This window comes from Paractinoplanes globisporus DSM 43857 (assembly GCF_000379645.1).
Lineage (GTDB): Bacteria > Actinomycetota > Actinomycetes > Mycobacteriales > Micromonosporaceae > Actinoplanes > Actinoplanes globisporus.
Map to the genome: position 1 here is coordinate 307,924 of NZ_KB903295.1, position 24,093 is coordinate 332,016.

The window sequence follows — 24,093 nt, forward strand, 5'->3', positions numbered from 1 at the left end:
CCCTTGCTTGCGAGCCTCAGACCGCGCGCCACATCCGGAAGAAGGGCGTGCCGTCGGGCAGCAGCATCTCGAAGGGATCCATGTCGGCGTAACCGGTCCGGCGGTAGAGGCGCACGTTGTTCTCGTTCGTGGCCTCGAGGTACGCCGGAACACCGGCCGCGTCGAGCTCGTCGTGCGTGCGCTTCATCAGCATGCTGCCCAGGCCGTGCGCCTGGTGGTCGGGGTGGACCGCCAGGAACGCGAGGTGCCAGTGGGTGTCGTGCGGGTGGTGCTTCTCGAAGATCTCGTCCAGCGCCTGGAACCGGTCGAGGTACTCCCCGGCCAGCGACCGCAGGCGCTCGTCGTAGTTCTCCGGCGCGGGCGCCTCGGTCGTGTAGTCGAACCACACGGCGGTGGCGGCGAGGCCGTCACCCTCCGGGTTGTCGATCACGTCGACCCGGCCGTACTTGAGCGCGTGCTCGGAGAGCACGGCGAACCAGTCGGCCAGCACCGGGAGCCGGTCGTCCAGCGGCGGCACCAGGTAGGCGTCGGCCGCCAGGTCGAAGAAGGACAGGCTGATCAGGTGCCCGACCGCGGGGATCTCCTCCTCGCGGGCGGGCCGGATCTCGGGGAACGTCACTTGGCCTCCCGGTCACCGGCGAGCGCCGCCGCGAACCCGCCGCCGCCGGAGCCGGCGGTCGAGCTGCGGGCGCCGAGGCCGATGCCCGCGTACACGTCGGGCCGGCTGCTGCGCAGTACCAGCGCCCACAGGATGCCGCCGAGCGTGACGATGCCGAACGCGAGCGGCACGACCCAGGTCGGGCCGCTGCCCGATTCGACGCCGAAGAGCGTGGCGATGTTGGTCAGCGTCAGGTAGCTCATCACCAGCAGCAGGATGGTGCCGAGGACCGGGGCGCCGATCCGGTGCCAGAAGTCCTCGCCCTCGGGGTGGCGGGCGAAGTAGCCGATGACCGCGATCGAGCTGACCGTGATCAGCAGGAGCACGCCGATGCCGCCCGCGGTGCCGCCCCAGAAGAAGAGCTGGACCAGCGGGTCCCAGCCGGCCACCGCGTAGATCACGATGACGATCAGGCCGAGCACCGACTGGGCGAGCGAGCCGTTCTTGGGCGCGCCGGTGCCGGGCACCGTGCGGCCGAACATGCGCGGGAGCACGCCCTCGCGGCCCAGCGAGAACGTGTACCGCGAGATGATGTTGTGGAACGAGATCATCGCGGCGATCAGCGAGGTCAGGAACAGCGCGTGGCCGAGGTGCACGGCGGCCGAGCCGAGCTGGTCGGAGGCCACGTTGAAGAACAGGTCCGGGCCCTCGGTGCCGGCCCGCTCGACCACGTTGCCGCCGGCCGCCGAGATCATCGACCAGGAGGCGAAGCCGTACAGCACCGCGATCAGCGCGATCGCGATGTAGGTGGCCCGGGAGACGGTGCGCCGCGGGTCACGGGACTCCTCGGCGAACACCACGGACTGCTCGAAGCCGACGAAGCCGGTGATCGCCATGGCGAGCAGCGCACCCGCGCCGGCGCCGACCAGGCTGCCCGCGTCGATCGGGGCCGACGAGGCGTGGAAGTTCGGCGAGAACACGTTGGCGAAGCTGAACACCAGGACCAGCAGGATCTCGGCGACCAGCAGGGTGGCCAGCACCCGGCCGTTCACGGCGACGTCGCGGACGCCCAGGATCGCGGTCAGCGCCCAGCAGATCAGCGCCAGCACCCACCACTTGATGTCGAGGTCGAACCAGTCCTTGAAGTACAGCGAGCCGATGGCACCGAGACCGCCGTACGAGGCGCACTGGAAGCAGTTGTACGCGAGCAGCGCCAGCCAGGCGCCGCCGACGCCGAACGGCCGGCCGATGCCCTGCGAGATGTAGGCGTAGAACGCGCCCGCGTTGGCGATGTGCCGGGACATCGCGACGTAGCCGACCGCGAAGATCGCCAGGACGATGGCCACCGCGATGAAGGCGATCGAGATGCTGGTGAGGCCGGTGACCGCGATGCCGGTCGGAACGACGCCGGCGACCACGGTCAGCGGCGCGGCGGCGGACATCACGAAGAAGACCACCGCGGCGACGCCGAGGCGGTCCTTGGCCAGCGCATTCGATAGCTGGCTCTGTGGTGGTGTTGTTGTGCTGGACACGTAAGTCTCCGGGAGGGGGTTGAGGGGTTGAGGGGGTTGGGGGTCAGGCGCGCCGGGCCATGACGGCGTCGCCCACCGCGGCCTCCGCGTGCGCGACGAGATCCTGCAGCATGGCCGGGAGGCGGCGCCGGAACTGGTCGAACAACTGCTCGCGGCCGCGGGCGTCGAGGGTGAGGAAGACGTGCTGGTCGAGCCCGGTGGCGAGGATGAGCCCGGCGAGGACCAGGTCGGAGACGTCGAGCAGCTCGCCGCGCCCGATGAACGTCCGGATCCGGGTGGCGGGCCAGCCGGCGACCATGGAGTCGGCCGGGGTGAACGACACCTTGGTGCCGAGCAGTCCGCGTTTCTCCTGCCGGACGAGCAGGCCGGCCCGGGAGAGGCGGCGCTCGACGAGGTCGGTGGCGATGCCGGTGGCGAGGAAGGAGATCCACTCACGGACCCCCCGGTGATGGCCTTCCCGGAGCAGCTGGTCGAGGACGGCAGTGGTGGCCGGATCGCCGGTCGGGCGATCGTCGATCAGAGCCAGCTTGCCGTCGATGAGATCCAGCCGTCTCCAGAAGACAAGCTCGCCGATGAGCGCCGCCGCGAGCCCGAGGCCGAGAGTGGCCGGCGTCAGCAGCGACTTGCCCTTGACCGTGTCGTGCGCGGTCAAGAACAGATCATCGGCGAGGGGGAGCTGCGGCGACGACGCCACTGCGGGCCCTCCTTATGTGTGGTGCGACTACTTCCCCGTGGCAACTACCGAACGTGACACCCGTCCGTCGTCGCCACCCGTTACGGTGAGCGCCCCCCTGCGCAACATCGCGTAGCATGCCAAAGCCCCGGACCGGGCGCAATGTCCTTTGGGGAGAGAGTTTGGGTAGGTCGGGCGCTCCTCGGAAATGCATTTTTACGAACGCTTCTGACCTGGACTTTTATGAATGTCGCTCGATCGATGTAAAGGGAATTTAACCCACGGACGGGCTACCCGTGTCGATCATGTAGATAGACACCGATGCCTTGTCAAGGGCGCAATCACCCAATAACGGACAGTATTGACCATGGTCGACTTTTACCGAGAGTGATGGCGGCCGTTATTTAGTTGACGATGCAACTAAACGGGCGTACGCTGGGCCTGCATAGTTGAAGCTTCAACGGAGGATCCCGTGAGCCGCATGCCCGCCCTGTTCCTGAGTCACGGCGCCCCGCCGCTGGTCGACGACGAGCGCTGGGTCGCCCAGCTGAAGGACGTCGCCGCCGGCCTGCCCCGGCCCAAGGCGATCCTGATGGCCTCCGCGCACTGGGAGTCGGCGCCGCTCATGCTCGGCGCCACGGAGACCGTCCCGCTGGTGTACGACTTCGGCGGCTTCGAGCGCCGCTACTACGAGGTGCGGTACCCGGCTCCCGGCGCTCCCGGGCTGGCTTCCATGATCGAGAAGCTGATGCCCGACAACGAGCACGTCGCCCGCACCGACCGGGGGCTCGATCACGGTGCGTACGTGCCGCTGACCGTCATGTACCCGGACGCCGACATCCCGGTGCTGCAGATGTCGCTGCCCACCCTCGAGCCCGACCGGCTGCTGGAGCTGGGCCGCCGGCTCGCCCCGCTGCGCGACGAGGGGGTGCTGATCGTCGGCTCCGGCTTCACCACCCACGGCCTGCCGTTCCTGCGCGACTGGCGGCCCGACGCGGCCGCGCCCGGCTGGTCCCGCGAGTTCGACGCCTGGGCCGCCGAGGCCCTGGCCCGGGGCGCGGTCGACGAGCTGGCCGATTTCCGCAGCCGCGCGCCGGGCATGCCGTTCGCGCACCCGACGATCGAGCACTTCGCGCCCATGTTCCTCACGCTGGGCGCGTCGGAGGACCCGGCGCGCGCGCCCGAGCAGCCGATCGACGGCTTCTGGATGGGGCTCGCGAAGCGGTCGCTCCAGGTCGCCTGACACCCCTGTCAGGGAGTTCCCAGGGTAAGCGGGGACAATTCAAAGGAATCACCCCGCTTTTCCAAGGCTCGGAGGTTCCCTGTTGCTTGAGGTCACCGCGCTCGGCTGGACGCTGACCATCGGGGTCATCGTCGCCCTGCTCGCCCTCGATCTGACCCTGGGCGTGCTGCGCCCGCACGCCGTCGGTTTCCGCGAGGCGGCCGCCTGGTCCGCCTTCTACATCGCGGTGGCGGTCGCTTTCGGCCTTGTCTTCGGCATGGTCGCCGGGTGGGACTTCGGCGCCCAGTACTACGCCGGCTACATCGTCGAGAAGAGTCTCTCGGTCGACAACCTGTTCGTCTTCGTGATCATCATGACCACGTTCGCGGTGCCGGAGAAGTACCAGCAGGAGGTGCTCACCTTCGGCATCATCATCGCGCTGGCCCTGCGGGTCGTGTTCATCGCGCTCGGCGCGACGCTGCTGAGCCTGTTCTCGTTCATGTTCCTGGTGTTCGGCCTGTTGCTGATCTGGACGGCGATCCAGCTGTTCCGGCACCGCGACGAGGACCCCGACATCGAGGACAACCTGTTCGTCCGGGCCGGCCGCCGCTTCCTGCCCCTGACCGACGACTACGTCGGCGGCAAGATGCTGGTCCGGGTCGACGGCCGCCGCATGGTCACGCCGCTGTTCCTGGTGCTGATCGCGATCGGCAGCTCGGACATCCTGTTCGCGCTCGACTCGATCCCCGCGGTGTTCGGCGTGACCGACGAGGCGTACATCGTCTTCGTCGCCAACGCCTTCGCGCTGCTCGGCCTGCGCGCGCTGTTCTTCCTCGTGAAGGGCCTGCTCGACCGCCTGGTCTACCTGTCGGCCGGGCTGTCGGTGATCCTCGCGTTCATCGGCGTCAAGCTGGTGCTGCACTGGGCGCACAAGGACATCAGCCACGCGGTGCCCGAGATCAGTACCGGCCTGTCCCTGGCGGTCATCGTGGTGGTCCTGACCGTCACCACCGTGGCGAGCCTGATCAAGGTACGGAAAGACCCGGACACCAAGGCCCATGCGGGCAGTGTCCGGGTCCGTTCTTCGAAGGCCGAGGACGAGCGTCAGCCCAGGTAACCCCCGAGGCCCGCGGTCTTCCGGGCCTGGGACTGCTGCCGCTGGATGTCCTGGCTGTAGAGGATGGAGCGAATCTGGGCGGTCTCCTCGGCCGAGTGCCGGCTGAGGAGCTCGTCCAGCTCCGCGCGCTCGGCGGTGGTGCGGAAGGACGCCAGCTCCTCGGTGAGCCGGCGGTGCTCGACGCGCATGGTCCGGCGGTTCGCCAGAGCCGTGCGGACGTCGCGAAGCCTTGACGAGAGCTGCATGACCGGTGGTCTCCTCAACGGATCGTAGTAATTCTGCATCTAATACAACAGTCCACGCCCGCCGCTTCATCCCCAAATCAAGCAGGTAAAACTCTCGCGACAACAGTGATCGCGACCACAGGAAACCTGTAGCCGGGGTCACTCTCCGTCGACAATGGGCAGGTCAGGCGGGCGAGGTGAGCTCGGACACCTGCAGCCGCGACGACAGCTGGGTGCGCGAGCGCACGCCGAGCTTGCGATACACCCTGGTCAGCGTCGCCTCGACGGTCTTGACGCTGAGGTAGAGCTGGGTCGCGATCTCCCGGTTGCTGGCGCCGTCGCGCACCAGCCCGGCGATCCGCAGCTCCGTCGAGGTGAGACCCAGGTCGGGCGGCGGCACGACCCCGGGTGCCGAGTTTCCTTCCGTACGCGCCAGTGCCCGCTCGGTCTGTTCGGCCCACGGCTTCGCGTCCGCGGCCAGGAAGATGGTCAGCGCCGCGCCGATCGCCACCCGGGCCGCCGCGTACCGGCGCCGCCGCCGCTCGGCTCCACCCTGGACGAGGAGCGCGTGCGCCTGCTCGATCGGCTGGTGCAGCTGCTCGAAGTGCTGCGCGGCGGCGGCCGACAGCACCACCGCCGAGTCGGGCTGGCCGCTCTCCGAGAGCACCACGGCGGTGGCCCGGTCGAGGTAGCCGACCGTCCCCGGGGTGTTGCCGAGCCGGTGCGCGGCCGCCCGGGCCTCGGCGAGCGTGGCCGCCGCCTCGGCGTGCTCCCCCAGCGACGCCAGCCCGCCGGCCAGATCGCCATGCCAGCGCACGATCATCGGGTCGGCGCCGCCGGACTCGGCCTCCAGGTCGCGCAGCCGGCGCAGCGCGGTCACGCCGGCCCGGGTCTCCCCCGCGCGCAGCTCGGCCTGGCCCAGCGCGTGCAGGTTGCGTCGCAGGTAGAGGCTGTCACCCTCCTGTTCGGAGGCACGCACGCCGCGACGGGCGAATCCGGCGGCCGCGGCCAGGCTCCCGCCGGCCAGCTCGGCGACGGCGGCCGTGTACCAGGTCGGGCCGGGGCTCAGCCCCGCGTGCTGAGCCGCGTCGACCGCCCGGTGCGCGTACGTCAGGGCCTCCCGGCAGCGCCCGGCCCGCGCCGCGACCTCGGAGAGGCTGCGCAGCACCTCGACCCGGGCCTCGCCGATCCGGTCGTGCTCGGCCACCACCAGCAGCTTGAGCAGTTCCTCGCGGGCCTCGTCGAGCCGGTCGTCCACCATGGCGAACCGGGCCGCCATGTAGCGCGGGCCGTAGTGCAGCCAGTCGGGCGCCGGCGTGGCCGGCAGGTCGAGCGCCTGGCCGAGGGTCTCGGTCCAGCGCGCCTCGCCCCGCAGCCGCTGCACCTGGGCGATCAGGCTCAGCCCCATCGCCTCGGTGGTCGGGTCGCCGGCCCGGCGGGCGGCCTCGACCGTGCGGCCGGCCTCGGTGGCGGCGCGGTCCGGGTCGCCGGTGAGGAAGGCGGCCCAGGTCAGGCGGAGCCGCACCGGGGCGAGCAGCGCCGGGTCGTCGCCGGCCTCGGCGAGCGCGGCCGCGAACGTCTCCCCCATCTCGGCCAGGCCCTGCCCGGCCAGGTCGATCAGCACGAGCCGGGCGCGTACCCGATGGGCGGCCGGCGCGTCGGCGGCGATCACGGCCTCGGCCGCCCGCCCGGCCAGCGCCGACGCGCCGCCGGTGAGAGCGGCCCGGGCCGGCGGACCGCCCTTGACCAGGGCGTCGCAGTAGGCCGCCACGGTGGCGTCCAGGCCCTGGGCCGCCGCGACGAGCCAGTCGAGCCGCTGGTCGGCGAGCGTGTGCGGACAGCGGTCGGCGGCCAGCAGGTAGAGCTCGGCGGCGGCCCGCCCGGCGCCCCGCTCGGCCCGGCGGTCGGCCGCGGCGGCCAGCGACCGGGCCACGGCGGCGTCCGGCCGCCCGGTGCGCAGCGCCCGGTGCCGCAGCGCCTCGGTCGGGTCGACCGCACCGGCGGCGAGGGCGGCGTGCACGGCGTGCCGTTCGGCGGCGCTGGCCTCCTCCGCGACCACCTGGGCGAGCAGCGGCGGCGTGAAGCGGATCGCGTCCCCGTCCAGCTCGACCACGCCCTCGGCGGCGGCCAGGCGCAGATCCCGTACGGCGTCGTCGCAACCCGCCCGCAGCAGAACGGTCTCGGTCGGATCGGTGGCGAGCGCGGCCACCAGAAGCGTGGCGGCGACCCCCGCCGGCAGCGCCCGCAGCCGGTCCCGCAGCAGCTCGCGAACGGCCTCCGGGATCGGCGCCGGCCGCCAGGCCGGTCCGGGCGACACCGCGCCGCCCAGCGCCAGGGCCAGGAACGGGTTCCCGGCGCTGGCCTCGTGCATCCGGCTGGCCGTGCGGCAGGGCAGGCCGCGCGCCTCGAGCAGGGCGGTCAGGTCGTCGGCGTCCAGCGGCGGCACGGCCAGCTCGAGCACCGGAGCCGGGCAGAGCCGGGCCGCGCGCCTCTTCCCGGCCGGGTCCGGGCGGCGCTGCGCGGCGAGCACCCGCACCTTCTGCCCCGGCCGCCGCCGCATGGCGAACCCGATCAGCTCCGCCGACTCGGCGTCCAGCCACTGCGCGTCGTCGAGCACGAGCAGCACGGCCCGGCGGCGGGCGCAGTGGGCGAGCAGCAGCGGCAGCACGAGGCGGCGGGCGAGCGCCGGGGTCCCGCCCCGGGGCGGCAGGCCCTGCCGCAGAGCCGCGAGCGCCACACGCTGGGCGGGTGGCAGGGCCGGTCCCGCATCCTCCGGCAGCTGCGACACCAGGTCGGCGATTCCCGCGTACGGGAGGGAACGCTCGGTCCGCACGGGCCGCAACCGGAGCACCAGCTCCCCCCGCGCGGCCGCCGAGGCCGCCACGGCATCGAGGATCGCCGTCTTCCCGATCCCCGCCGGCCCGTGCAGCGCCACGCCGCCGCCCGCGCTCAGCCGGGCATCGATCGCCACGAGGAGCGCGCCACGGCCACGAAGGGCGGTCGCGTCGGCCGGCACGCGAGTCACCCCCTAGGTCCGAGCTGGACTCAGCCTAGGAACACGGACGACCGTCATCAATGGGTTCACATATGACAACGTATAGAACAAGATCACTCATCGGCCATATGCGAACTATGTCCGCCCGAGAGCGTTTCCCCAGCCCNCCCCGCACCCCAGTGTTACCGCCACAAGCCCCACCACCCCGCTGTGATCATTCCCACCCACCACACCCAACCCCCTACACCCCCCTTTGCTCTGCGCACCAAGACGCCCCGCTCTGCGCACCAAGACGCCCTGCTCTGCGCACCAAGACGCCCCGCTCTGCGCACCAAGACGCCCCGCTCTGCGCACCAAGACGCCCGCACTGCGCACCAAGACGCGCTGCTCTGCGCACCAAGACGCCCCGCTCTGCTTACCTGGGCGCCTCGGCCGGGGTCGGGGCCGCGCGTATGGGTGAGCAGAGCAAGGACGTCGCGCGTATGGGTGAGCAGAGCAAGGACGTCGCGCGTATGGGTGAGCAGAGCAAGGACGTCGCGCGTATGGGTGAGCAGAGCAAAGGGTTCGCTATTGGCTGTCGGGATACTTGGGAAGGGCTCGCCACAGGCCGATCTGGACGATCAGGCGGCGGGCGCCGTCGTTGCTGACGGCGGGGACCAGGCAGGCCGCGGCCAGGACCATGCCTAGGGCCAGCGCGTCGTCTACGCCGCGCGCGTGCTGGAGCAGGCCGGCGGCTAGCACGAGCGGAGCGCCCAGCCAGCCGGCCCGGCCGCCCGTGCGGGCCAGCGAGGCCGAGGCTAGTGCCACCGGCCGGACCAGGACGTCGCCGTGCACGGCGGTCCGGGCCCGGGCCAGGGCGGCGAAGGCGTAGAGCCACGACACCAGCGCCAGGACGCAGCCGATCGTGACGGTCCACGCGAGCGGCTCGCCCGGCGAGCGTGCCGCCAGCCAGAGCGGTGGTGCCAGGCTGATCAGGGCGGCCGGCAGGGCGAAACCGAGGAGCGCCAGGAACTTGCGGCGCAGGCCGGCGCCCGTGCCGGGGCGCAGCGCGACCGCGTCCGGCGGGCCGTCCGGGGCGGTCATCGGGCAACACTAATGCGCGGGCGCCTGTCACCAGACGCGGGTGCGGTGCTCCCCCGCCGTGAGTGCGGCCACCGGGCCGGCCGCGGAGTCGGTGCCGGCGGGCTTGAGTTCGCCGGTCAGGTCGACGTTCAGGACCGCCGGGGTGCCGTCGGGCTCCTCGAAGTCGGCGTCGGCGAAGCGCACGCGGGGAAGGTCGCGGCCGCTGACGACGCCGAGCCGGGCCCGGTCGAAGTCGGCCGGCAGGCTGGTCTCCAGGTAGACCGCGCCGTCCTCGGCCACCACCGCGGCGCGGCCGCCGTCGAGCACCAGCGGGTCGCTCTCGCCGGCGTACGGGCGGGCGCCGGCGGCGAAGACGTTGCCGCGGGCGTAGACCGCCTGCTGGACGTCGAGGAACTTCTGGTGGTCGCCCGGCCCCTTGGCCTCGATCCGCTCGAGGTACTCCTCGAACGAGGCCGGGAATCCGTCGTACCCGATGAGGCCGTGGTGTGGTGTGGCCTTGCCGTCGCCGCCGGTTCCGTACGCCTCGGCGACGTCGCCGCCGAGGAAGATGTTGCCGATCCAGCGGTCGTCGCCGCCCCAGATCACCGCGTACCCGGCGACCTGGGTGCTGTGCGGGCGGTGGTAGGGCGTGGCCCGCTCCGGCACCGCCTCGAGGCGTACCGTGCCGGCGAAGAGGTTGTTGACGAACGCGCCGCCCTGGCTGAACGACTCGAACGACGCCCGGGACCCGAGGACGTTGTGGTCGACCAGGTAGGGGCCGTGCGAGACCTCGACGAACAGGTCGCGGCTGTTCGCGTGGTAGACGTTCCGCGAGATCCGGGTGCCCTGGGTCTGCCAGTCCAGCCAGGTGCCGAGCGTGCAGTCGTGGATGTGGTTGTGCCGGATCACCACGTCGATCGCCGCGTGCAGCTTGATGCCGCCGATCTCGTACCCGTAGTACTCGTACTTGGTCGCGATGTTGTAGATGTGGTTGTCCTCGATCGTGGAGAACACGCAGCCCAGGTGGCCGACGACGCCGTTCTGCCCGCAGTCGTGGATCGTGTTGCGGCGGACGACGTGCGAGCCGATGTGCTCCTTGTCCCAGCCGATCTGCCGGGCGGCGAAGACCGACTCCAGCTGGTACTGATAACCGGGCTTGTCACCGCGTACGGACGCGAAGTTGTGGCCTGTGGAAATCTCCTTGCCGAGGGATACCGCCGAGCATTTCGCGTCGTGGATGTCGTTGTCCTCGATGATCCAGCCCTTGGCCCAGTTCGGCCCGATCAGGCCCGGCTGGTCGGCCGTCGGCGGCGTCCACGGGCAGGCCGCGTGGCACAGCTCGAAGCCGCGCACGGTGATCCAGTCGAGGTGATGCTCCTCGGGGAAGAAGACCGACCGGCGCACGTTGATCTCGACCAGCGACGCGTTCGGGTCGGCGCCCTGGAAGTTCGCCCAGATGACGGTCTCGTCGTCGCCGACCTCGGCGTACCAGACATGCTGGGTTTGCGCGGGATTGGCGGTCGGCAGGGTGACGGCGGTCCAGTCGTCCCGCACCTCGGTACGCAGCGGCGGGTCGGTGACCGCGTCGCGACTGTCCACCTCGTAGAAGCTCAGTCCGTCGAGGTAGACGTCCCCGAGGTGCTTGTGGGCGGCGCCGTCGCGGTAGACGATCCAGTCCCCCGCGATCTCCTCGGCGAACGGGTTGAAGTCGCCGAACAGCGCGTTCGGCACGGCCGCGCGCCAGACGTTCCCGTCCTCGCGGATCCAGCCGGTGATCCGTTCCGAGCCCTTGATCACCACGTGCTCGCCGTCGGCGGCCTGGTAGGTGATGCGCCGGGTGTCGCTGAGACCGCCGCGCCGGGGCTTGACCCATTCCCGGTACTCGCCGGCGTGCACGACGACGGTGTCGCCCGCGTGGGCGAGGGCCGCGGCCCGGTTGATGGTCCGCAACGGCCGCTGCGCCGACCCGTCGGCGCTGTCGTCACCGGTGGTCGCCACGTGGAGGACGGATGTCATAGCCCAGGTGCCTCTCTGGTAGTCGCATGCCGCCGGGGAACGCGTCGCGCTCATCCTCCCGCCGGCGATGGCCACCGGACAGGAGGACGGCCGAATCTCGTCCGAGCCGCGACCCCCAACGTAATGTTGCGCAACGCGGGACGTCAACGCGCGAAACATTTCGCTGGGCCTCGACAGGCCGGCAACGAGCGCGGCCCCCGGCAACCAGCCGGGGGCCGCGCCTCACGTGGCTGCTACTTGGGCTGGGCGGTGACCGAGGTCGCGGTGACCGTGCCGTCCGCGCCGGCGGCGCCCTGGACCGTCACGGACTGGCCGGCCTTCACGTCGGAGAGCTTGCCCTTCTTGGCCGACGAGACCGTGGTCTTGCCGTCCGTCTTGACCGTCACGACGTTGCCGTCGGGGGTCTGGACGTAGATCGTGGTGCCGTCGACGAGCTTGACCGTGCCGGTGGTGCCGGATGCGGCGGTGGTGGCAGTGCCCTGCCGGCCGGTGCCGGTGCCGGTGCCCGTGCCGCCGCCGGCGAGGTTTCCGCCGCCGGGGAAGCCGTACGCGCCCGCTCCCCCGCCGTAGCGACCGGCTCCCCCGCCGGGGAACGCCGCGGCGCGGTTGCCGGTGCCCGTCGAGCTGGTGCCCCACTGCTTCTGGGCCTGCAGGCCGCCGACGAAACCGCCGACCAGCAGCACCACCGCGCCGAGCACGATGGTCGACTTGTTCCACCATTTCTTGGGCGCGGCCTTGGCGAGTTCCTCGGCGAGGCTGTCGTCGCGGGGCTCGTCGTCCGCGGAGAGGTCGGCCGGCACGACGTTCAGTATGGCCGTGTCGTCATTCATGGGAGTCACAGCGGGTCCTCACTCGTAGCGCAGCGCGTCGATGGGACGCAGGCGGGCGGCGCGGCTGGCGGGCAGGCCGCCGAAGAACAGTCCGATGGCGATGGACACGCCCAGGGCGAGCCCGATGGAGCTGGGCACGATCACCGGCTTGACCCCGACGATCTCGAAGCTGCTGCCGACCAGCGCGGCCACGACGCCGAGGGCGCCGCCGATCACGCTCAGGAGGGTGGCCTCGATCAGGAACTGGGTCAGGATCACCCGTCGCGGCGCGCCGAGCGCCTTGCGGATGCCGATCTCCCGGGTCCGCTCGGTGACGGTGACCAGCATGATGTTGGTGATGCCGATGCCGCCGACCAGCAGGCTGATCGCGGCGACCGCGCCGAGCAGCGTGGTGAAGGTGTCGGCCGTCGCGGTCTGCGTCTCCAGCAGCTGGGAGGCGTTCTGGATCCGGTACGGCGTGGTCGACGAGCTGGTGGACGAGGTGGCCGTCTTGGTCATCCGCTGATCGAGGATCGTGGACACCTCGGACTCCACGGTGTCCACCTTGCCGGGGTCCTTGGCCTCGACCAGCATCGAGTTCAGCGCGCCGTAACCGGTGAGCACCTGGCGTACCGCGCTCAGCGGAGCGACCGCGGTGTCGTTGGCGTCCTGGAAGCCGGTGGAGCTCTTCTCCTTGAGCACGCCGACCACTGTGAACAACGCGCCGCCGACGGTCACCTGCTTGTCGATCGGGTCGACGCCGGGGAACAGCTCGTCGACCACGGTCTGGCCGAGCACCACGACCCGCCGGCCCTGCGTCTCGTCGTCGGCGGTGAAGCCGCTGCCGGTGCCGATCGGCGTGTTCGAGGCGGTGAACCAGCCGGGCGTGGTGCCGACGAACGAGTTGACGTCGTGGTCGGTGCCCTCGTACGTAATCGTCGCGGAGGAGCTGACCACCGGCGACACCGACTTCACGTCGGGCGCCATCGTCGGGTCGCTGATCGCGTCGGCCATGTCGGTGGTCAGCGCCGTGTTGCTGGAGCCGCCGCGGCCGGTGCTCATCACCGTGATCGTGTTGGTGCCCAGCGCCTCGATCCGGTCGCTGATCGCCTTGGCCGAGCCGTTGCCGACCGCGACCAGCAGGATCACCGCCGCGACGCCGATGAGGATGCCGAGCATCGTCAGGGCCGAGCGCAGCTTGTTGGCGGACAGGCCGCGCAGCGCGAAACGAACAACTTCCTTGAAGCTCATACGGCGTGCCGTCCTGCGAAGGCGCCAACCGGCGGCAGATGGATCGGCGACTGCCGGGTGTCCTCGACGATCTCGCCGTCGACCAGCCGGACCAGCCGTTTGGTCCGGGCGCCGACCTCGGGCTCGTGCGTGATGATCACGATGGTGCGCCCGGCGGCGGACAGCTGGTCGAAGACGTTGAGCACGTCGTGCGTCGAGTGGCTGTCCAGGTTGCCGGTGGGCTCGTCGGCGAGCAGCAGCGCCGGCTCGGTGACCAGCGCGCGGGCCACCGCCACGCGCTGCTGCTGGCCGCCGGAGAGCTGGTTGGGCTCGTGCCGGGCACGGTCGGCCAGGCCGACCACCTCGAGCGCCTCGAGGGCGCGGCGCCGTCTTTCCTTGGGCTTCACTCCCGCGTACGCGAGGGGAAGCTCCACGTTGGCCACGGCCGACGTACGCGGAATGAGGTTGAACGCCTGGAAGATGAAGCCGATGAGCCGGTTGCGAGCCAGGGCCAGCTGGCGGTCGGCGAGCTTGCTGACGTCCACGCCGTCCAGGTGGTAGCTGCCGAACGTGGGTACGTCGAGGGCGCCGAGGATGTTCATCAGCGTCGACTTGCCGGAGCCGGACGAGCCCATGATGGCCACGTAGTCGCCACGGTGGACGGTCAGCGACACCCCGCGCAGCGCGTGCACGGTCGCCTCGCCCTCGCCGTAGATCTTCTTGAGGTCGCGGACGTCGAGAACCGGCTTGGTCATCGAGTGCCCCCGCCGCCCGTGCCGCGGCCGGTGCCGCCGCCGAAGTTGCCTCCACCGCCGAAGTTGCCGCCGAAGCCGGCGCCGCCCCCGGGGAACTGGTTGTTGCCGCTCGTGCTGCTCGAGGTGGTCTTGAGCACGACCTGCTCGCCGGCCTGGACGCCCGAGGTGATCTGGATGGCCTCGTCGCCCTCGAGGCCGATCTCGACCGGCCGGACCTCCTGCGTGCCGTTGTTCAGCACGGTGACCGTGTGCCGGTTGCCGACCGTGGTGACCGCCGCCGAGTTCACGTAGGTCGCGTTCTGCACGCTGCCGGTCGTGACCGACACCGACACGGTCTGGCCGACCTTCGCGCCCGTCGGGATCTTGTCGATGCCGATCGTCACCCCGTACGTGACGACGCTGTTGGACGTGGTCGCCGACGGGTCGATCGCGGTGACCTTGCCGGTGGCCTCGGCGCCGGACAGCGCGTTCCAGGTGACCTGGGCGACCTGCTTCTCCTTGAGCTTGGTCGCGTCGGCCTCGGCGAAGGCGGCGCTGACCTGGAGCTTGGTGAGGTCCTCGATCGCGATGAACCCCGACGACGAGGACGAGGAGGAGGACGACGACGAGGCGCTTGATCCGCCACCGCTGCTTCCACCGCCCTGGCTGCCGCTGCCTCCGCCGGAGGATGAGGACGAGGACGACGACGAGCCGGTACCGGAGGACGAGCTGCCGAGCGTGCCGTTGACCGCGGTCACCGTGCCGGCCATCGGGGCCGTGAGCACCGTCCCGTCCACGCCGGCCTGTGCCTCGTCGACCGCGAGCTTGGCCTGCTCGACCTCGTTCTCGGCGCTGGACGTGTCGGAACTGGCGTCCTCGGCCCGGGTCAGCGCGTCGTTCGCGGCGTCCAGGTCGGCCTCGGCGGCGGCGAGCGTGCGCTGCGCGTCGGCCGGATCGACCTTCGCGAGCACCTGGCCCTTCTTGACGAGGTCGCCGACCTTGACGCTGATCGAGGTGACCGTTCCGCCGGTCACGAAGCTGGCGCTCGCCGTGCTCGCGCTCTCGACGGTCCCGTCCGCGGTCACAGTCTTGGTGACCGTGCCCTGCTGGACCGGGACCGAGCGCACCGAGGCGTTGGCGGCCGTCGTGGTTGCCGGTCCGGACAGGGTCTCGTACGCCCAGAAGGCCCCGGCGACGAGGGCGACGACCAGGGCGGCGTTGACCGCCACCGTGGGACGTCGCAGGTTAAGGCGCGCTGGCATGCCGACACTGTGGTGCGGCGGCCTGGGAGGATCTTCGTCGGAACCTCGGAGCCAGCTCGGAATCTCACGGCGCGTCACCGGAAGTGGGCAGCAGCACCCGGAAAGTGGCCCCTCCTCCCCGTGGCGCGTCGAGCTCGACCCACCCTCCGTGACCATGAACGATGGCGGCGACGATGGAAAGGCCCAGGCCGGAGCCCCCGCCCCGGCCGCGGGTGCGGCTGGAGTCGGCGCGGTAGAGCCGTTCGAAGACGCGCGGCGCGTGCGAGGGCGGCACGCCGGGCCCGTTGTCGGTGACCTCGAAGACGGCCAGCGGCAGCCCGGGCCGTACCGTCGCCGGCCCGGAGAGCACGGTGGTCGCGTTCGGCGGCCGGGCCGCCAGGCGTCCCACCCGTACGGTGACCTCGGCCCGGTTGGGTGTGTGCTGCAGCGCGTTGGAGACCAGGTTGGTGGCGACCTGCCGCAGCCCGTGCTCGTCGCCGAGCACGGTGGCCGGCTCGAACGTGTCGGTGTCGTCCTCGAGCCCGGCCAGCCGGACCGGCCGTCCCGGTACGCGGGCGTGCGCGTCGCGGATGGTGTCGGCGGCGATCTCGAGCAGGTCGACCGGGCGCAGCGCGGGCGGCCGCTGCTGGTCGAGCCGGGCGAGCATGAGCAGGTCCTCCACGAGTACGCCCATCCGGCCGGCCTCGCTCTCGATCCGGCTCATCGTCTCGTCGAGGGCCGCTCCGGGCGGGGCGCCGCCGCGCCGGTACAGCTCGGCGAACCCGCGGATCGAGGTGAGCGGGGTGCGCAGCTCGTGCGAGGCGTCGGCGACGAACTGCCGCAGCCGGCGCTCGCTGGCGGTGCGGGCGTCGACCTCGGTCTCGATGCGGGTGAGCATCGAGTTGAGGGCGAGGCCGAGGCGGCCGGGTTCGGTGTGCGTGTCGGTGTCGGCGACCCGGCCGGAGAGGTTGCCGGCCGAGATGTCGGTGGCCAGCTCCTCCATGTCGGTGAGCGGGCGCAGGCCGAGCCGCACCACGAACCACGCTGCCCCGCCCAGCAGGGCCAGCACCAGCAGCGAGACTCCGGCGTCGATGAGCAGCAGCTGGTCGGTGGTCTGCTGCACCTCCGACAGCGACTGCCCGATGACCGCGACCCCGGTGCCGCTCGGGTCGGCGACGGCGATGACCCGCCAGTCGGCGCTGCCGTCGGCGGCCGGAACCGTGTACGGCTTCGGCGCGGCGGCGCGGGCCCGGACGTCGGCGACCGGCTCGACCCGCGGCCGGGTGGCGTCACTGGGCGAGCTGCGGTCGAGGTCGAGCGTGCCGTCCGGGTTGTAGAGGTACATGACCTGCTCGGGCCCGAGACGGCCGAAGCGGCCGCGCGGAACGTACGTCACCCCGGCCGGCCGCTCCTCGGAGAACGGCCGGATCATCCCGCGCAGCTGGTCGTCGATGCGGCCCAGCAGGTAACCGCGGATCAGCACCAGGCCCGCGACGTTGGCGACGATCAGGCCGACCGCGGCGAGCGCGCCGACCACCAGCACGAGGCGGGCGCGCAGACTCCAGTGGCCCCACCGCCGAGGTCGCCAGCGGAGCCGGTAGTTCACTCCTCGCCGCCGCGTGGCAGCCGCAGCGCGTAGCCGACGCCCCGGACCGTGTGGATCAGCGGCGGATCGGTCTTGTCGATCTTGCGACGGAGGTAGTAGACGTACGACTCGACGATCCGGCCGTCGCCGCCGAAGTCGTACTTCCAGACCCGGTCGAGGATCTGCGCCTTGCTCACCACACGGCCCGCGTTGATCAGCAGGTAGCGCAGCAGGTTGAACTCGGTCGGCGACAGGTCGATGAGCCGACCGGCCCGCCGCACCTCGTGCGCGTCCTCGTCGAGCTCCAGGTCGGCGTAGCGCAGCACGCCGGAGTCGTGGGCGGGCGCCTCCAGCTCGGGCTGGCTGCGCCGCAGGATCGCCCGGATCCGCAGCACGACCTCTTCGAGGCTGAACGGCTTGGTGACGTAGTCGTCGGCGCCGGCCGAGAGCCCGGAGATCCGGTCCTCGACCGCGTCGCGGGCGGTGAGGAACAGCACCGGCACCCGGCTGCCGGTGGCGCGCAGCCGTCTCGCGACGTCGAAGCCGTCCAGGTCGGGCAGCATCACGTCGAGCACGACCAGGTCGGGCTCGAACTCCTCGACCGCGACCAGCGCCCGGTGGCCCGAGTCGACCACCCGCACCTCGAACTCGACCAGCCGGAGCGTGGCACTGAGCAGGGCCGAGATGTTCGGCTCGTCGTCGACGACCAGGACCCGGGCGGCGCGCGCCGGAGGGTCGCCGAGCGCGACGGAGGATCGGGAATCAGATAGCACGTGAAAGGGATATCAACGCTACCTAGGAATTCCCTATGAATTCCGCGAGAGGCCGCTGTGCCGGAGAGTCACCAGGATCGGCTGACTTGATCGCCTTCGGTGAGTCCGGAGGTGATTTCGGTGTATTGGTCCCCGCGGAGGCCGACGCCGACCTTCACCTGAGCGCCGCTCTTGAGCACCGTACCGGTGTCGCCCTGCACGTTGTGCACCGCCGTGCTCGGCACCCGCAGCACGTCGGCCTTGGAGCCGGTGGTGACCTTGACGTTCGCGCTCTGGCCGACCAGCAGGTCCTGCGGCGCGTCGACGAAGGAGAGCAGGACGCCGTAGCGGACCATCGTGCCGTCGCTGGTGCCGGTCGGGTCGACCTGCACGACGGTTGCCTTGAAGCTGTCGCCGGGACGGTCGGCCAGGGTGATCACCCCGTTCTGCTTGATCGCCAACCGGTCGGCGTCCGCCTCCGGGAAGTCCGCGCTGATCTGCATGTCGTACACGTCGGCGAGGGTGATGAAGGTCGAGCCGGCGCTGACCTGGCTGCCCACCTTGCCGCTCACGCTGATGATCCGGCCGGCGATCGGGGCGGTGATCGTGGCGCCCTCGAGGGCCTCCTCGGCCTGCTCCAGCGTGGTGTTCGCCTGGGTGACGCGCTCCTGCGCGCTGAAGATCGCGTCGGTGCCGCCGCCGCTGTTCTGGCCGCCGCCCTGCTGGCCGCCGGAGGAGCTGCCCGAGCCGGTGCCGCAGGAGCCGGTGCCGCCGGTGCCCGTGCCGCCGCTGCGGGTGCCGCCCGACGTCGAGCCCCTGGTGGGCGTGGCCGTCGGGGTGGCGGTCCTGGTGGCCGCCGGGGAAGTCGTCCTCGTCGCGGTCGGGGAAGCGGTGGCCGACGGAGACGCGGTCGCCGACGGGGAGGCCGTGGGCGAGGTCGACGTCCACGCCGCCGCCACATTCGTCCCGCACGCGGCCGCCGCCGTGGTCGCCTTGGCCGCGTTGTCCCGGGCCTCGGTCAGCGCGTCCTCGGCGTCGTCCAGGGAGCTCTGGGCGTCGCTCACGGCCTGCGCCGCGTCCGTGTCGTCGACCTTGGCGAGCGACTGACCCGCGCCGACGCTGCTGCCGGCCCGGACGGAGATGGACTCGACCGTGCCCTTCACCGCGAACGAGAGACTGCGCGTCTGCGCCGGCTGCAACGTGCCCGTGGTCGCCACCTCGGTGGTCACCGCGCCGCGGTCGACGGTCGCCGTCGCGGCCGCCTTCGGCTTCTCCGTGGCGCCCGCCGTCAGCGCGTGCACCACCCCGTAGACGATCAGCGCGAGCACGACCACAGCCGCGGCGACCCAGACCCAGCGCCGTCGACCGGCCAGAGCTTCACCCATGGCCGGAAAGTGTTCCGTCCGGTCCTCGCCGCCGCCTCGGTCTCACCTCGGAGTTCCCTCGGAGCGAAGATCACGTGCACAGCGTGGGCACAGCGGCTCCGAGCGAACTCTGAGGATCCCCCGACGTTCTCCGAAGGTGGCCGGGCTTGGGTGGGTCGTCACCCTTCGACCGAGGAAAGAGGGCATCGTGCGCACAGCAAGTTTCCGGGCGCCCCGTCGCGCGGCGGTATTGGCTGTCGCGTCCGCAGCCGTGCTGCTGCTGGCGGCGTGCGGTGGCAGCGGTAGCGGCAGCGGCGGCTCCGACTCCTCGAACGGCGGCGGGAACGGGCGTAACAGCGAGTTCGCGGCCTATACCGAATGCCTGCAGAAGAACGGTGTGACCATCACTGTTCCGTCGCGGGGGCCGCGGCCCTCGGGGGCGGGGTTCCCGTCGGGGATGCCCCGTCCGTCCGGTAGTCGCGGGACCGGTGGGGGTGGGTTCCCGGGCGGTGGTGGCGGGTTCCAGAAGCCGGCGGGCGTGGATGACGCCACTTGGCAGAAGGCGCAGGAGGCTTGTGCTTCGGTGCGGCCGTCGTTCGGGGGTGGTGGGCGCGGGAACGGGATGAACGCGGCGTTCCAGAACTGCCTCAAGGATCACGGGGTCACGGCCACGGATGGCCGGCTCGATACCAATGACGCGACGGTCAAGAAGGCGCTGGAGACCTGCCGGGTGTTGCAGCCGCAGGCGAGCGCTACCCCGACTTCCTGAGGTGTGTCTCCGCGTCGTCGCTGCCTGTCCCTCGTCTTGGCAGCGGCGGCGCGGTTCGAGGACTCCGGGGCGCTCGCGACGTGAACCTCCCCCGGCGCGTCGCGGGCGTCTCGGGTTTCAAGACCGCCGGGAAGTTGTCAGATGCGGTCCTGGCGGTTCAGTTGGGTCCAGCGGCCGGCCACCTGGCGGCGGCGGCAGGCGACCAGGTGGCTGGCCAGTATGGCGGGCTGGCCTCCTCGTACGCAGGCGTCGGCGCCGGCCGTCAGTACGGCGGCCACGGTTTCGGCGGGGGCGGCGTCGTCCACCAGGGCTACCAACTGGGTGCGGCCGGGTAGGAGGCGGCGGGCCAGGGCTACGTCGCGGATCGCGGGGCCGGTGAACAGCAGGAGCTCGTCGGGGGAGACGTCGTCCAGGTCCTTGGCGTAGCGGACGGACCAGCCGGCGGGGAGGTGCTGGGCCAGGCCGTTCACTCGGGCGGTGGGGCCCAGGACGGCTACCACCGGATTGAGGCCCGTGGTGGCGGGCAGGGCTGCCGGGTTCAGTGGCAGGCCGGTCGCGGTGGCGCTGAAGTCGCGGGCGCCGGTGTTGCGGTTGAGCTGCACGAGCATGGCGCGGTCCCCCTGGTGCTGAGGTGCTGTTTCTTTCCGGGTCACCTTCACCATTCGCCCGCAGCCTGAGGCACCCATGTGGCGTGCCTGTGCGTTTCATGTACGCCGATGATCTCGGTTCTACGCGCTCTCCCGCCTGACCAGCTGGATCAGTTCGGCGCTGGGGACGGCGGGGCCTGGGTGTCCGCTGATCGCGGCCAGTACCGTCGCCGAGAGGTAGGCGGCCTGCGCGGCCTGGTCGGTGGTGACCGTGGTCAGCGGGGGTGCGGCCAGGCGGGCCGAGGGGATGTCGTCGACGCCGATCACGGCCAGGTCGCCGGGCGCTCGCAGACCCAGTTCCCGTACGCCGGCCAGCACCGCGAGCGCGACCTCGTCGTTGTACGCGCACACGCCCGTGACGCCTTGCGCGTGCCACCGTCGTACGGAATCTGCTGCTTGAATGGCGTCGAGCGGGACCGTCTCGATCGCCGGACCGGCGAGGTTCCGTTCTTGACACTCGTCGCGGACGCCGGCCAGCCGCGGCTCGGCGAAGATGCGCAGGCGGTCGTCGTCGGGGTAGGCGTAGCCGATGCTGGTGTGCCCGGTGGCGGCCAGATGCGCCGCCTGGCGGCACCCGACCAGTTGCTGCGGCAAGCCGAGCTCGTGCCGGCCGCGTTGCGCGCCCCGGCCCAGCAGCGCCACCACCAGCTCGACGCCCGCCGCGTGCATGGCCGCGACCTCGCCCTCGGAGAAGTCGGCGTACGCGATCACCACGGCGGGAGTGATCGCCTTCCAGATCTCGGTGATCGGCCGGTCCTCCTGGTTGCCGGGGTGCACGACCAGCGTGAGGCCGTGGCGGGCCAGCGCGGTGGAGAGGCTGGCCAGCATCAGGCCGACCTCGGGGCCGATCGGCCAGTCGGGCAGCAGGCAGAGGACGACGTCGGAGCGGCCGGTGCGCAGGGTGCGGGCGGCGGCGCTGGGCGCGTAACCCAGGCGGGCGGCGGCGTCGAGGACGCGGCCGCGGGTGCTGATCGAGATGGTCTGCCCGGGCGTCTCGTTGAGCACGTAGCTGACGGTGGCGCGGGAGACGCCCGCCAGGCGCGCCACGTCGGCGCTGGTGACGCGACGGGTGTTGTGGTCGGTCATACTGACAAGCTTACTTACACGTGTAACCATTAGACCATGACCACGGACGACCTCACCGCCCTCGTCAAGTCGCTGGATCTGCCGGCAAAGGTGCGGCTGCTCACCGGCGCCTCCGCCTTCACATTGCACCCCGCCCCGGGCATCGGGCTGGGCGAGCTGCGCTTCTCCGACGGGCCGACCGGGGTGCGCGGGCTGAAGTTCTCCGGCGGCCGGGTGGTGTCGCTGTTCCCCAACGCCACGCTGCTCGCCTCGACGTGGGACGCGGACGTTCTGCACGAGGTCGGTGCGCTGCTGGCCGAGGAGGCGATGGCGCAGGAGATCCACGTGGTGCTCGGCCCGACGATCAACCTGCATCGCTCCGCGCTCGGCGGCCGGCTCTTCGAGGCGTACTCGGAGGATCCTCTGCTCACCGGGAAGCTCGCCGCGGCCTATGTGCGCGGCATGCAGGAGAAGGGGATCGCCGCCTGCCTCAAGCACCTGGTGGCGAACGAGTCGGAGACCGATCGCAACACGGTGGACAGTGTGGTCGACGAGGCGACGCTCCACGAGCTGTACCTGCTGCCGTTCGAGATCGCCGCGCTCGACGGCGACGCCTGGTCGATGATGGCCGCCTACAACGACGTGAACGGGGTCGCTGCCACCGAGCAGGACCACGTGATCAACTCGATCGTGAAGGACTCGTGGGGCTGGCCCGGGCTGGTCATGTCCGACTGGTTCGCCACGAAGACCGCGGCGGCGGCGGCCAACGGCGGGCTCGACCTGGTGATGCCCGGTCCGGACGGTCCGTGGGGTGACGCCCTGGTCGCGGCGGTGCGCTCGGGCGCGGTCTCCGAGGCCGTCGTCGACGACCACCTCTCGCGACTTCTCCTCCTGGCCCAGCGGGTGGGCGCGCTCGGCGCCGGGCGTTCCTGGCCGTCGTCGCTTCCGCTTCCCGATTCGCCCGTACGCGGTGCACAGCTCACTCGCCTCGCCGCTTCCGGGATGACAGTCCTGACGAACGAGGCGGACGTGTTGCCGCTGGAGCGTTCCAGCCGGGTGGCCGTGATCGGCCGGCACGCGGTGGAGACGATCGACATGGGCGGCGGCTCGGCCCAGGTCAATCCGCCCTACCAGGTCAGCGTGGCAAACGGTCTGACCTCCCTGCTCGGCGATGGTCAGACCATCGTCGTCGACGGCGTGGAGGTGCGCACCAAGCCGGTTCCCGCCCGGGACGGGTTCCTGGTCGACCCGGTCACCGGCGCCGACGGGATCCGGGTGACGCTGCTGGACGCCGGCGGCGCGGTGCTCGAGGAACGGTTCTGCCCGCGGTCCACGACGATGGTCGGGATGGACGACGACTTCCCGGGGACGGTGGCCTCCGCCCGGCTCGAGGGGCGCGTCACGGTCACCGGGTCGGTGGAGCTGGGTGTCCTGGGCGTGGGCGACTGGACCGTCTCCGCCGCCGGCCGGGACGAGTCGTACTCGCTGGTGGCCAGCGGCAACGGCTTCGGCGAGGAGGTGCTCACTCCCCCGCTGCGCACCTCCCGGTTCTCCGTCTCGTCGGGCGATGTCTTCACCGCCACGGTCGCGCTGACCTACCACATGGGCCTTTTCGGGCTCATCGGCTTCAACACCCCGCGGGACACGGTCGACGTGATCGACGACGCGGTGCGCGCGGCCGCGGACGCCGACGTGGCGGTCGTGGTCGTGGGCCTCACCGAGGAGCAGGAGACCGAGTCGGTCGACAAGTCCACCCTCCGGCTGCCCGGCGCGCAGGACGCCCTGGTCGAGGCGGTGGCCGGCGCGGCACGCCGTACGGTCGTCGTCGTCAATGCCGCGACCCCGGTGCTCATGCCGTGGCTGTCCCGGGTGGATGCCGTGCTCTGGGCGGGCCTCCCCGGCCAGGAGGGCGGCCACGCCGTCGCTGCCGCCCTGCTCGGCGACATCGAGCCGGCCGGCCGGCTGGTCACCACCTTCCCCGCCGCCGACGGTGCCGCGCCCGCCTGGTCGGTGACCCCGGTCGACGGCAAGCTCCCGTACACCGAGGGCACCTTCATCGGGTATCGCGGCCACCACGCCGGCCGCGCCCCGGCCCCCGCGTTCTGGCTGGGGCACGGCCTCGGCTACGGCAAGTGGGAGTACTCGGACGCTTCCCTGCGCGACGACGGCACGGTCACGGCCACGGTCACCAATGTCGGCGCCCACCGCAGCCGCGAGGTGGTCCAGGTCTACTTCCGCCCGGTCGAGCCCGACGAGCCCGTCCGCCTGGTCGGCTGGGCCGCCGCGACAGTGGACCCCGGCGAGTCGGCCCGCGTGACGGTCTCCCCCGATCCCCGCCTGTGGCGCAAGTGGGACACCGGCACCGCGTCCTGGACCCGGCTGTCGGGCGGTGGCACCTTCCTCGTGGCCCGTGGCCTCGGTGACATCCGAGCCACGCTGGTCAGCACGGTGTGACGAC

At 71.6% G+C, this 24,093-nt stretch carries 20 protein-coding genes; 4 read left to right on the top strand and 16 right to left on the bottom strand.

Translation table 11 applies throughout. The annotated features are described in order from the left end of the window. Positions 1-16: 16 nt before the first annotated feature. The 3 genes from A3CQ_RS0108180 to A3CQ_RS0108190 are packed head-to-tail and all read right to left on the bottom strand — an operon-like array spanning position 17 to position 2,824. Positions 17-619, bottom strand: coding sequence for a GNAT family N-acetyltransferase (locus tag A3CQ_RS0108180; RefSeq protein WP_020510439.1), 603 nt, complete (start codon positions 617-619; stop codon positions 17-19). Then, entirely contained in the window at positions 616-2,130 is a 1,515-nt protein-coding gene (locus tag A3CQ_RS51980; protein WP_040431872.1) for an APC family permease, read from the bottom strand. Before A3CQ_RS51980 ends, A3CQ_RS0108180 begins: the two co-directional genes overlap by 4 nt. A 43-nt stretch (positions 2,131-2,173) precedes the next feature. Beyond that, the gene (locus A3CQ_RS0108190; RefSeq protein WP_020510441.1) at positions 2,174-2,824 is read right to left on the bottom strand and encodes a GOLPH3/VPS74 family protein; all 651 of its coding nucleotides are present in this window, start codon (positions 2,822-2,824) and stop codon (positions 2,174-2,176) included. A 460-nt stretch (positions 2,825-3,284) separates the two neighbouring features. Here A3CQ_RS0108190 and A3CQ_RS0108195 point away from each other — a divergent pair, with 460 nt between their 5' ends. After that, positions 3,285-4,046: a dioxygenase family protein gene (locus A3CQ_RS0108195; protein ID WP_020510442.1), complete on the top strand. Its 762-nt coding sequence runs from the start codon at positions 3,285-3,287 to the stop codon at positions 4,044-4,046. A gap of 82 nt (positions 4,047-4,128) precedes the next feature. Continuing rightward, positions 4,129-5,142, top strand: a complete 1,014-nt coding sequence (locus A3CQ_RS0108200) for a TerC family protein (protein ID WP_020510443.1) — start codon at positions 4,129-4,131, stop codon at positions 5,140-5,142. Here the strand turns inward: A3CQ_RS0108200 and A3CQ_RS51985 are convergent. From A3CQ_RS51985 to A3CQ_RS0108255, 11 genes are all read right to left on the bottom strand, one after another. Continuing rightward, the gene (locus A3CQ_RS51985; protein WP_051115197.1) at positions 5,130-5,387 is read right to left on the bottom strand and encodes a hypothetical protein; all 258 of its coding nucleotides are present in this window, start codon (positions 5,385-5,387) and stop codon (positions 5,130-5,132) included. The genes A3CQ_RS0108200 and A3CQ_RS51985 overlap by 13 nt on opposite strands. A gap of 163 nt (positions 5,388-5,550) precedes the next feature. Continuing rightward, positions 5,551-8,382 (bottom strand): helix-turn-helix transcriptional regulator, encoded by a 2,832-nt coding sequence (locus A3CQ_RS0108210; RefSeq protein WP_020510445.1) that lies wholly within the window; start codon positions 8,380-8,382, stop codon positions 5,551-5,553. Between the two features lie 546 nt (positions 8,383-8,928). Beyond that, positions 8,929-9,444, bottom strand: coding sequence for a hypothetical protein (locus A3CQ_RS0108215; RefSeq protein WP_020510446.1), 516 nt, complete (start codon positions 9,442-9,444; stop codon positions 8,929-8,931). Between the two features lie 27 nt (positions 9,445-9,471). Then, positions 9,472-11,439 carry a right-handed parallel beta-helix repeat-containing protein gene (locus A3CQ_RS0108220; protein WP_026205450.1) on the bottom strand — a complete coding sequence of 656 codons (1,968 nt, stop codon included), beginning with the start codon at positions 11,437-11,439 and terminating at the stop codon, positions 9,472-9,474. A gap of 233 nt (positions 11,440-11,672) precedes the next feature. After that, positions 11,673-12,269, bottom strand: coding sequence for a DUF5666 domain-containing protein (locus A3CQ_RS0108225; RefSeq protein WP_020510448.1), 597 nt, complete (start codon positions 12,267-12,269; stop codon positions 11,673-11,675). Between the two features lie 18 nt (positions 12,270-12,287). After that, positions 12,288-13,499, bottom strand: a complete 1,212-nt coding sequence (locus A3CQ_RS0108230; protein ID WP_020510449.1) for an ABC transporter permease — start codon at positions 13,497-13,499, stop codon at positions 12,288-12,290. Further along, a complete protein-coding gene (locus tag A3CQ_RS0108235) occupies positions 13,496-14,233 on the bottom strand; it encodes an ABC transporter ATP-binding protein (RefSeq protein ID WP_020510450.1) in 738 nt (245 codons plus the stop codon). The genes A3CQ_RS0108230 and A3CQ_RS0108235 overlap by 4 nt, the downstream gene beginning before the upstream one ends. Beyond that, complete coding sequence (locus A3CQ_RS0108240) at positions 14,230-15,474, bottom strand: efflux RND transporter periplasmic adaptor subunit (protein ID WP_026205451.1); 1,245 nt, start codon at positions 15,472-15,474, stop codon at positions 14,230-14,232. Before A3CQ_RS0108240 ends, A3CQ_RS0108235 begins: the two co-directional genes overlap by 4 nt. 64 nt (positions 15,475-15,538) lie before the next feature. After that, positions 15,539-17,059 carry a sensor histidine kinase gene (locus A3CQ_RS0108245; RefSeq protein ID WP_020510452.1) on the bottom strand — a complete coding sequence of 507 codons (1,521 nt, stop codon included), beginning with the start codon at positions 17,057-17,059 and terminating at the stop codon, positions 15,539-15,541. After that, complete coding sequence (locus A3CQ_RS0108250; protein ID WP_020510453.1) at positions 17,056-17,811, bottom strand: response regulator transcription factor; 756 nt, start codon at positions 17,809-17,811, stop codon at positions 17,056-17,058. The genes A3CQ_RS0108245 and A3CQ_RS0108250 overlap by 4 nt, the downstream gene beginning before the upstream one ends. A 68-nt stretch (positions 17,812-17,879) precedes the next feature. Then, positions 17,880-19,175, bottom strand: a complete 1,296-nt coding sequence (locus A3CQ_RS0108255; RefSeq protein WP_020510454.1) for an efflux RND transporter periplasmic adaptor subunit — start codon at positions 19,173-19,175, stop codon at positions 17,880-17,882. 250 nt (positions 19,176-19,425) lie between these two features. Between A3CQ_RS0108255 and A3CQ_RS51990 the strand changes: the two genes are divergently transcribed. Beyond that, the gene (locus A3CQ_RS51990; RefSeq protein WP_245577119.1) at positions 19,426-19,923 is read left to right on the top strand and encodes a hypothetical protein; all 498 of its coding nucleotides are present in this window, start codon (positions 19,426-19,428) and stop codon (positions 19,921-19,923) included. A 137-nt stretch (positions 19,924-20,060) separates the two neighbouring features. Here the strand turns inward: A3CQ_RS51990 and A3CQ_RS0108265 are convergent, their stop codons facing one another. Then, positions 20,061-20,531: a hypothetical protein gene (locus A3CQ_RS0108265; protein WP_020510456.1), complete on the bottom strand. Its 471-nt coding sequence runs from the start codon at positions 20,529-20,531 to the stop codon at positions 20,061-20,063. Between the two features lie 120 nt (positions 20,532-20,651). Then, positions 20,652-21,656 (bottom strand): LacI family DNA-binding transcriptional regulator, encoded by a 1,005-nt coding sequence (locus A3CQ_RS0108270; protein WP_020510457.1) that lies wholly within the window; start codon positions 21,654-21,656, stop codon positions 20,652-20,654. Between the two features lie 36 nt (positions 21,657-21,692). Between A3CQ_RS0108270 and A3CQ_RS0108275 the strand changes: the two genes are divergently transcribed. Continuing rightward, a complete protein-coding gene (locus A3CQ_RS0108275) occupies positions 21,693-24,089 on the top strand; it encodes a beta-glucosidase family protein (RefSeq protein WP_020510458.1) in 2,397 nt (798 codons plus the stop codon). The last annotated feature ends 4 nt before the right edge of the window (positions 24,090-24,093 follow it).

Bases quoted from the DNA above. Each gene is read 5' to 3' on its own strand.
- A3CQ_RS0108195 (WP_020510442.1), top strand. From the start codon at position 3,285: ATGCCCGCCCTGTTCCTGAGTCACGGCGCCCCGCCGCTGGTCGACGAC.
- A3CQ_RS51985 (WP_051115197.1), bottom strand. From the start codon at position 5,387: ATGCAGCTCTCGTCAAGGCTTCGCGACGTCCGCACGGCTCTGGCGAAC.
- A3CQ_RS0108215 (WP_020510446.1), bottom strand. From the start codon at position 9,444: ATGACCGCCCCGGACGGCCCGCCGGACGCGGTCGCGCTGCGCCCCGGC.
- A3CQ_RS0108220 (WP_026205450.1), bottom strand. From the start codon at position 11,439: ATGACATCCGTCCTCCACGTGGCGACCACCGGTGACGACAGCGCCGAC.
- A3CQ_RS0108225 (WP_020510448.1), bottom strand. From the start codon at position 12,269: ATGAATGACGACACGGCCATACTGAACGTCGTGCCGGCCGACCTCTCC.
- A3CQ_RS0108230 (WP_020510449.1), bottom strand. From the start codon at position 13,499: ATGAGCTTCAAGGAAGTTGTTCGTTTCGCGCTGCGCGGCCTGTCCGCC.
- A3CQ_RS0108235 (WP_020510450.1), bottom strand. From the start codon at position 14,233: ATGACCAAGCCGGTTCTCGACGTCCGCGACCTCAAGAAGATCTACGGC.
- A3CQ_RS0108240 (WP_026205451.1), bottom strand. From the start codon at position 15,474: ATGCCAGCGCGCCTTAACCTGCGACGTCCCACGGTGGCGGTCAACGCC.
- A3CQ_RS0108255 (WP_020510454.1), bottom strand. From the start codon at position 19,175: ATGGGTGAAGCTCTGGCCGGTCGACGGCGCTGGGTCTGGGTCGCCGCG.
- A3CQ_RS0108265 (WP_020510456.1), bottom strand. From the start codon at position 20,531: ATGCTCGTGCAGCTCAACCGCAACACCGGCGCCCGCGACTTCAGCGCC.
- A3CQ_RS0108270 (WP_020510457.1), bottom strand. From the start codon at position 21,656: ATGACCGACCACAACACCCGTCGCGTCACCAGCGCCGACGTGGCGCGC.
- A3CQ_RS0108275 (WP_020510458.1), top strand. From the start codon at position 21,693: ATGACCACGGACGACCTCACCGCCCTCGTCAAGTCGCTGGATCTGCCG.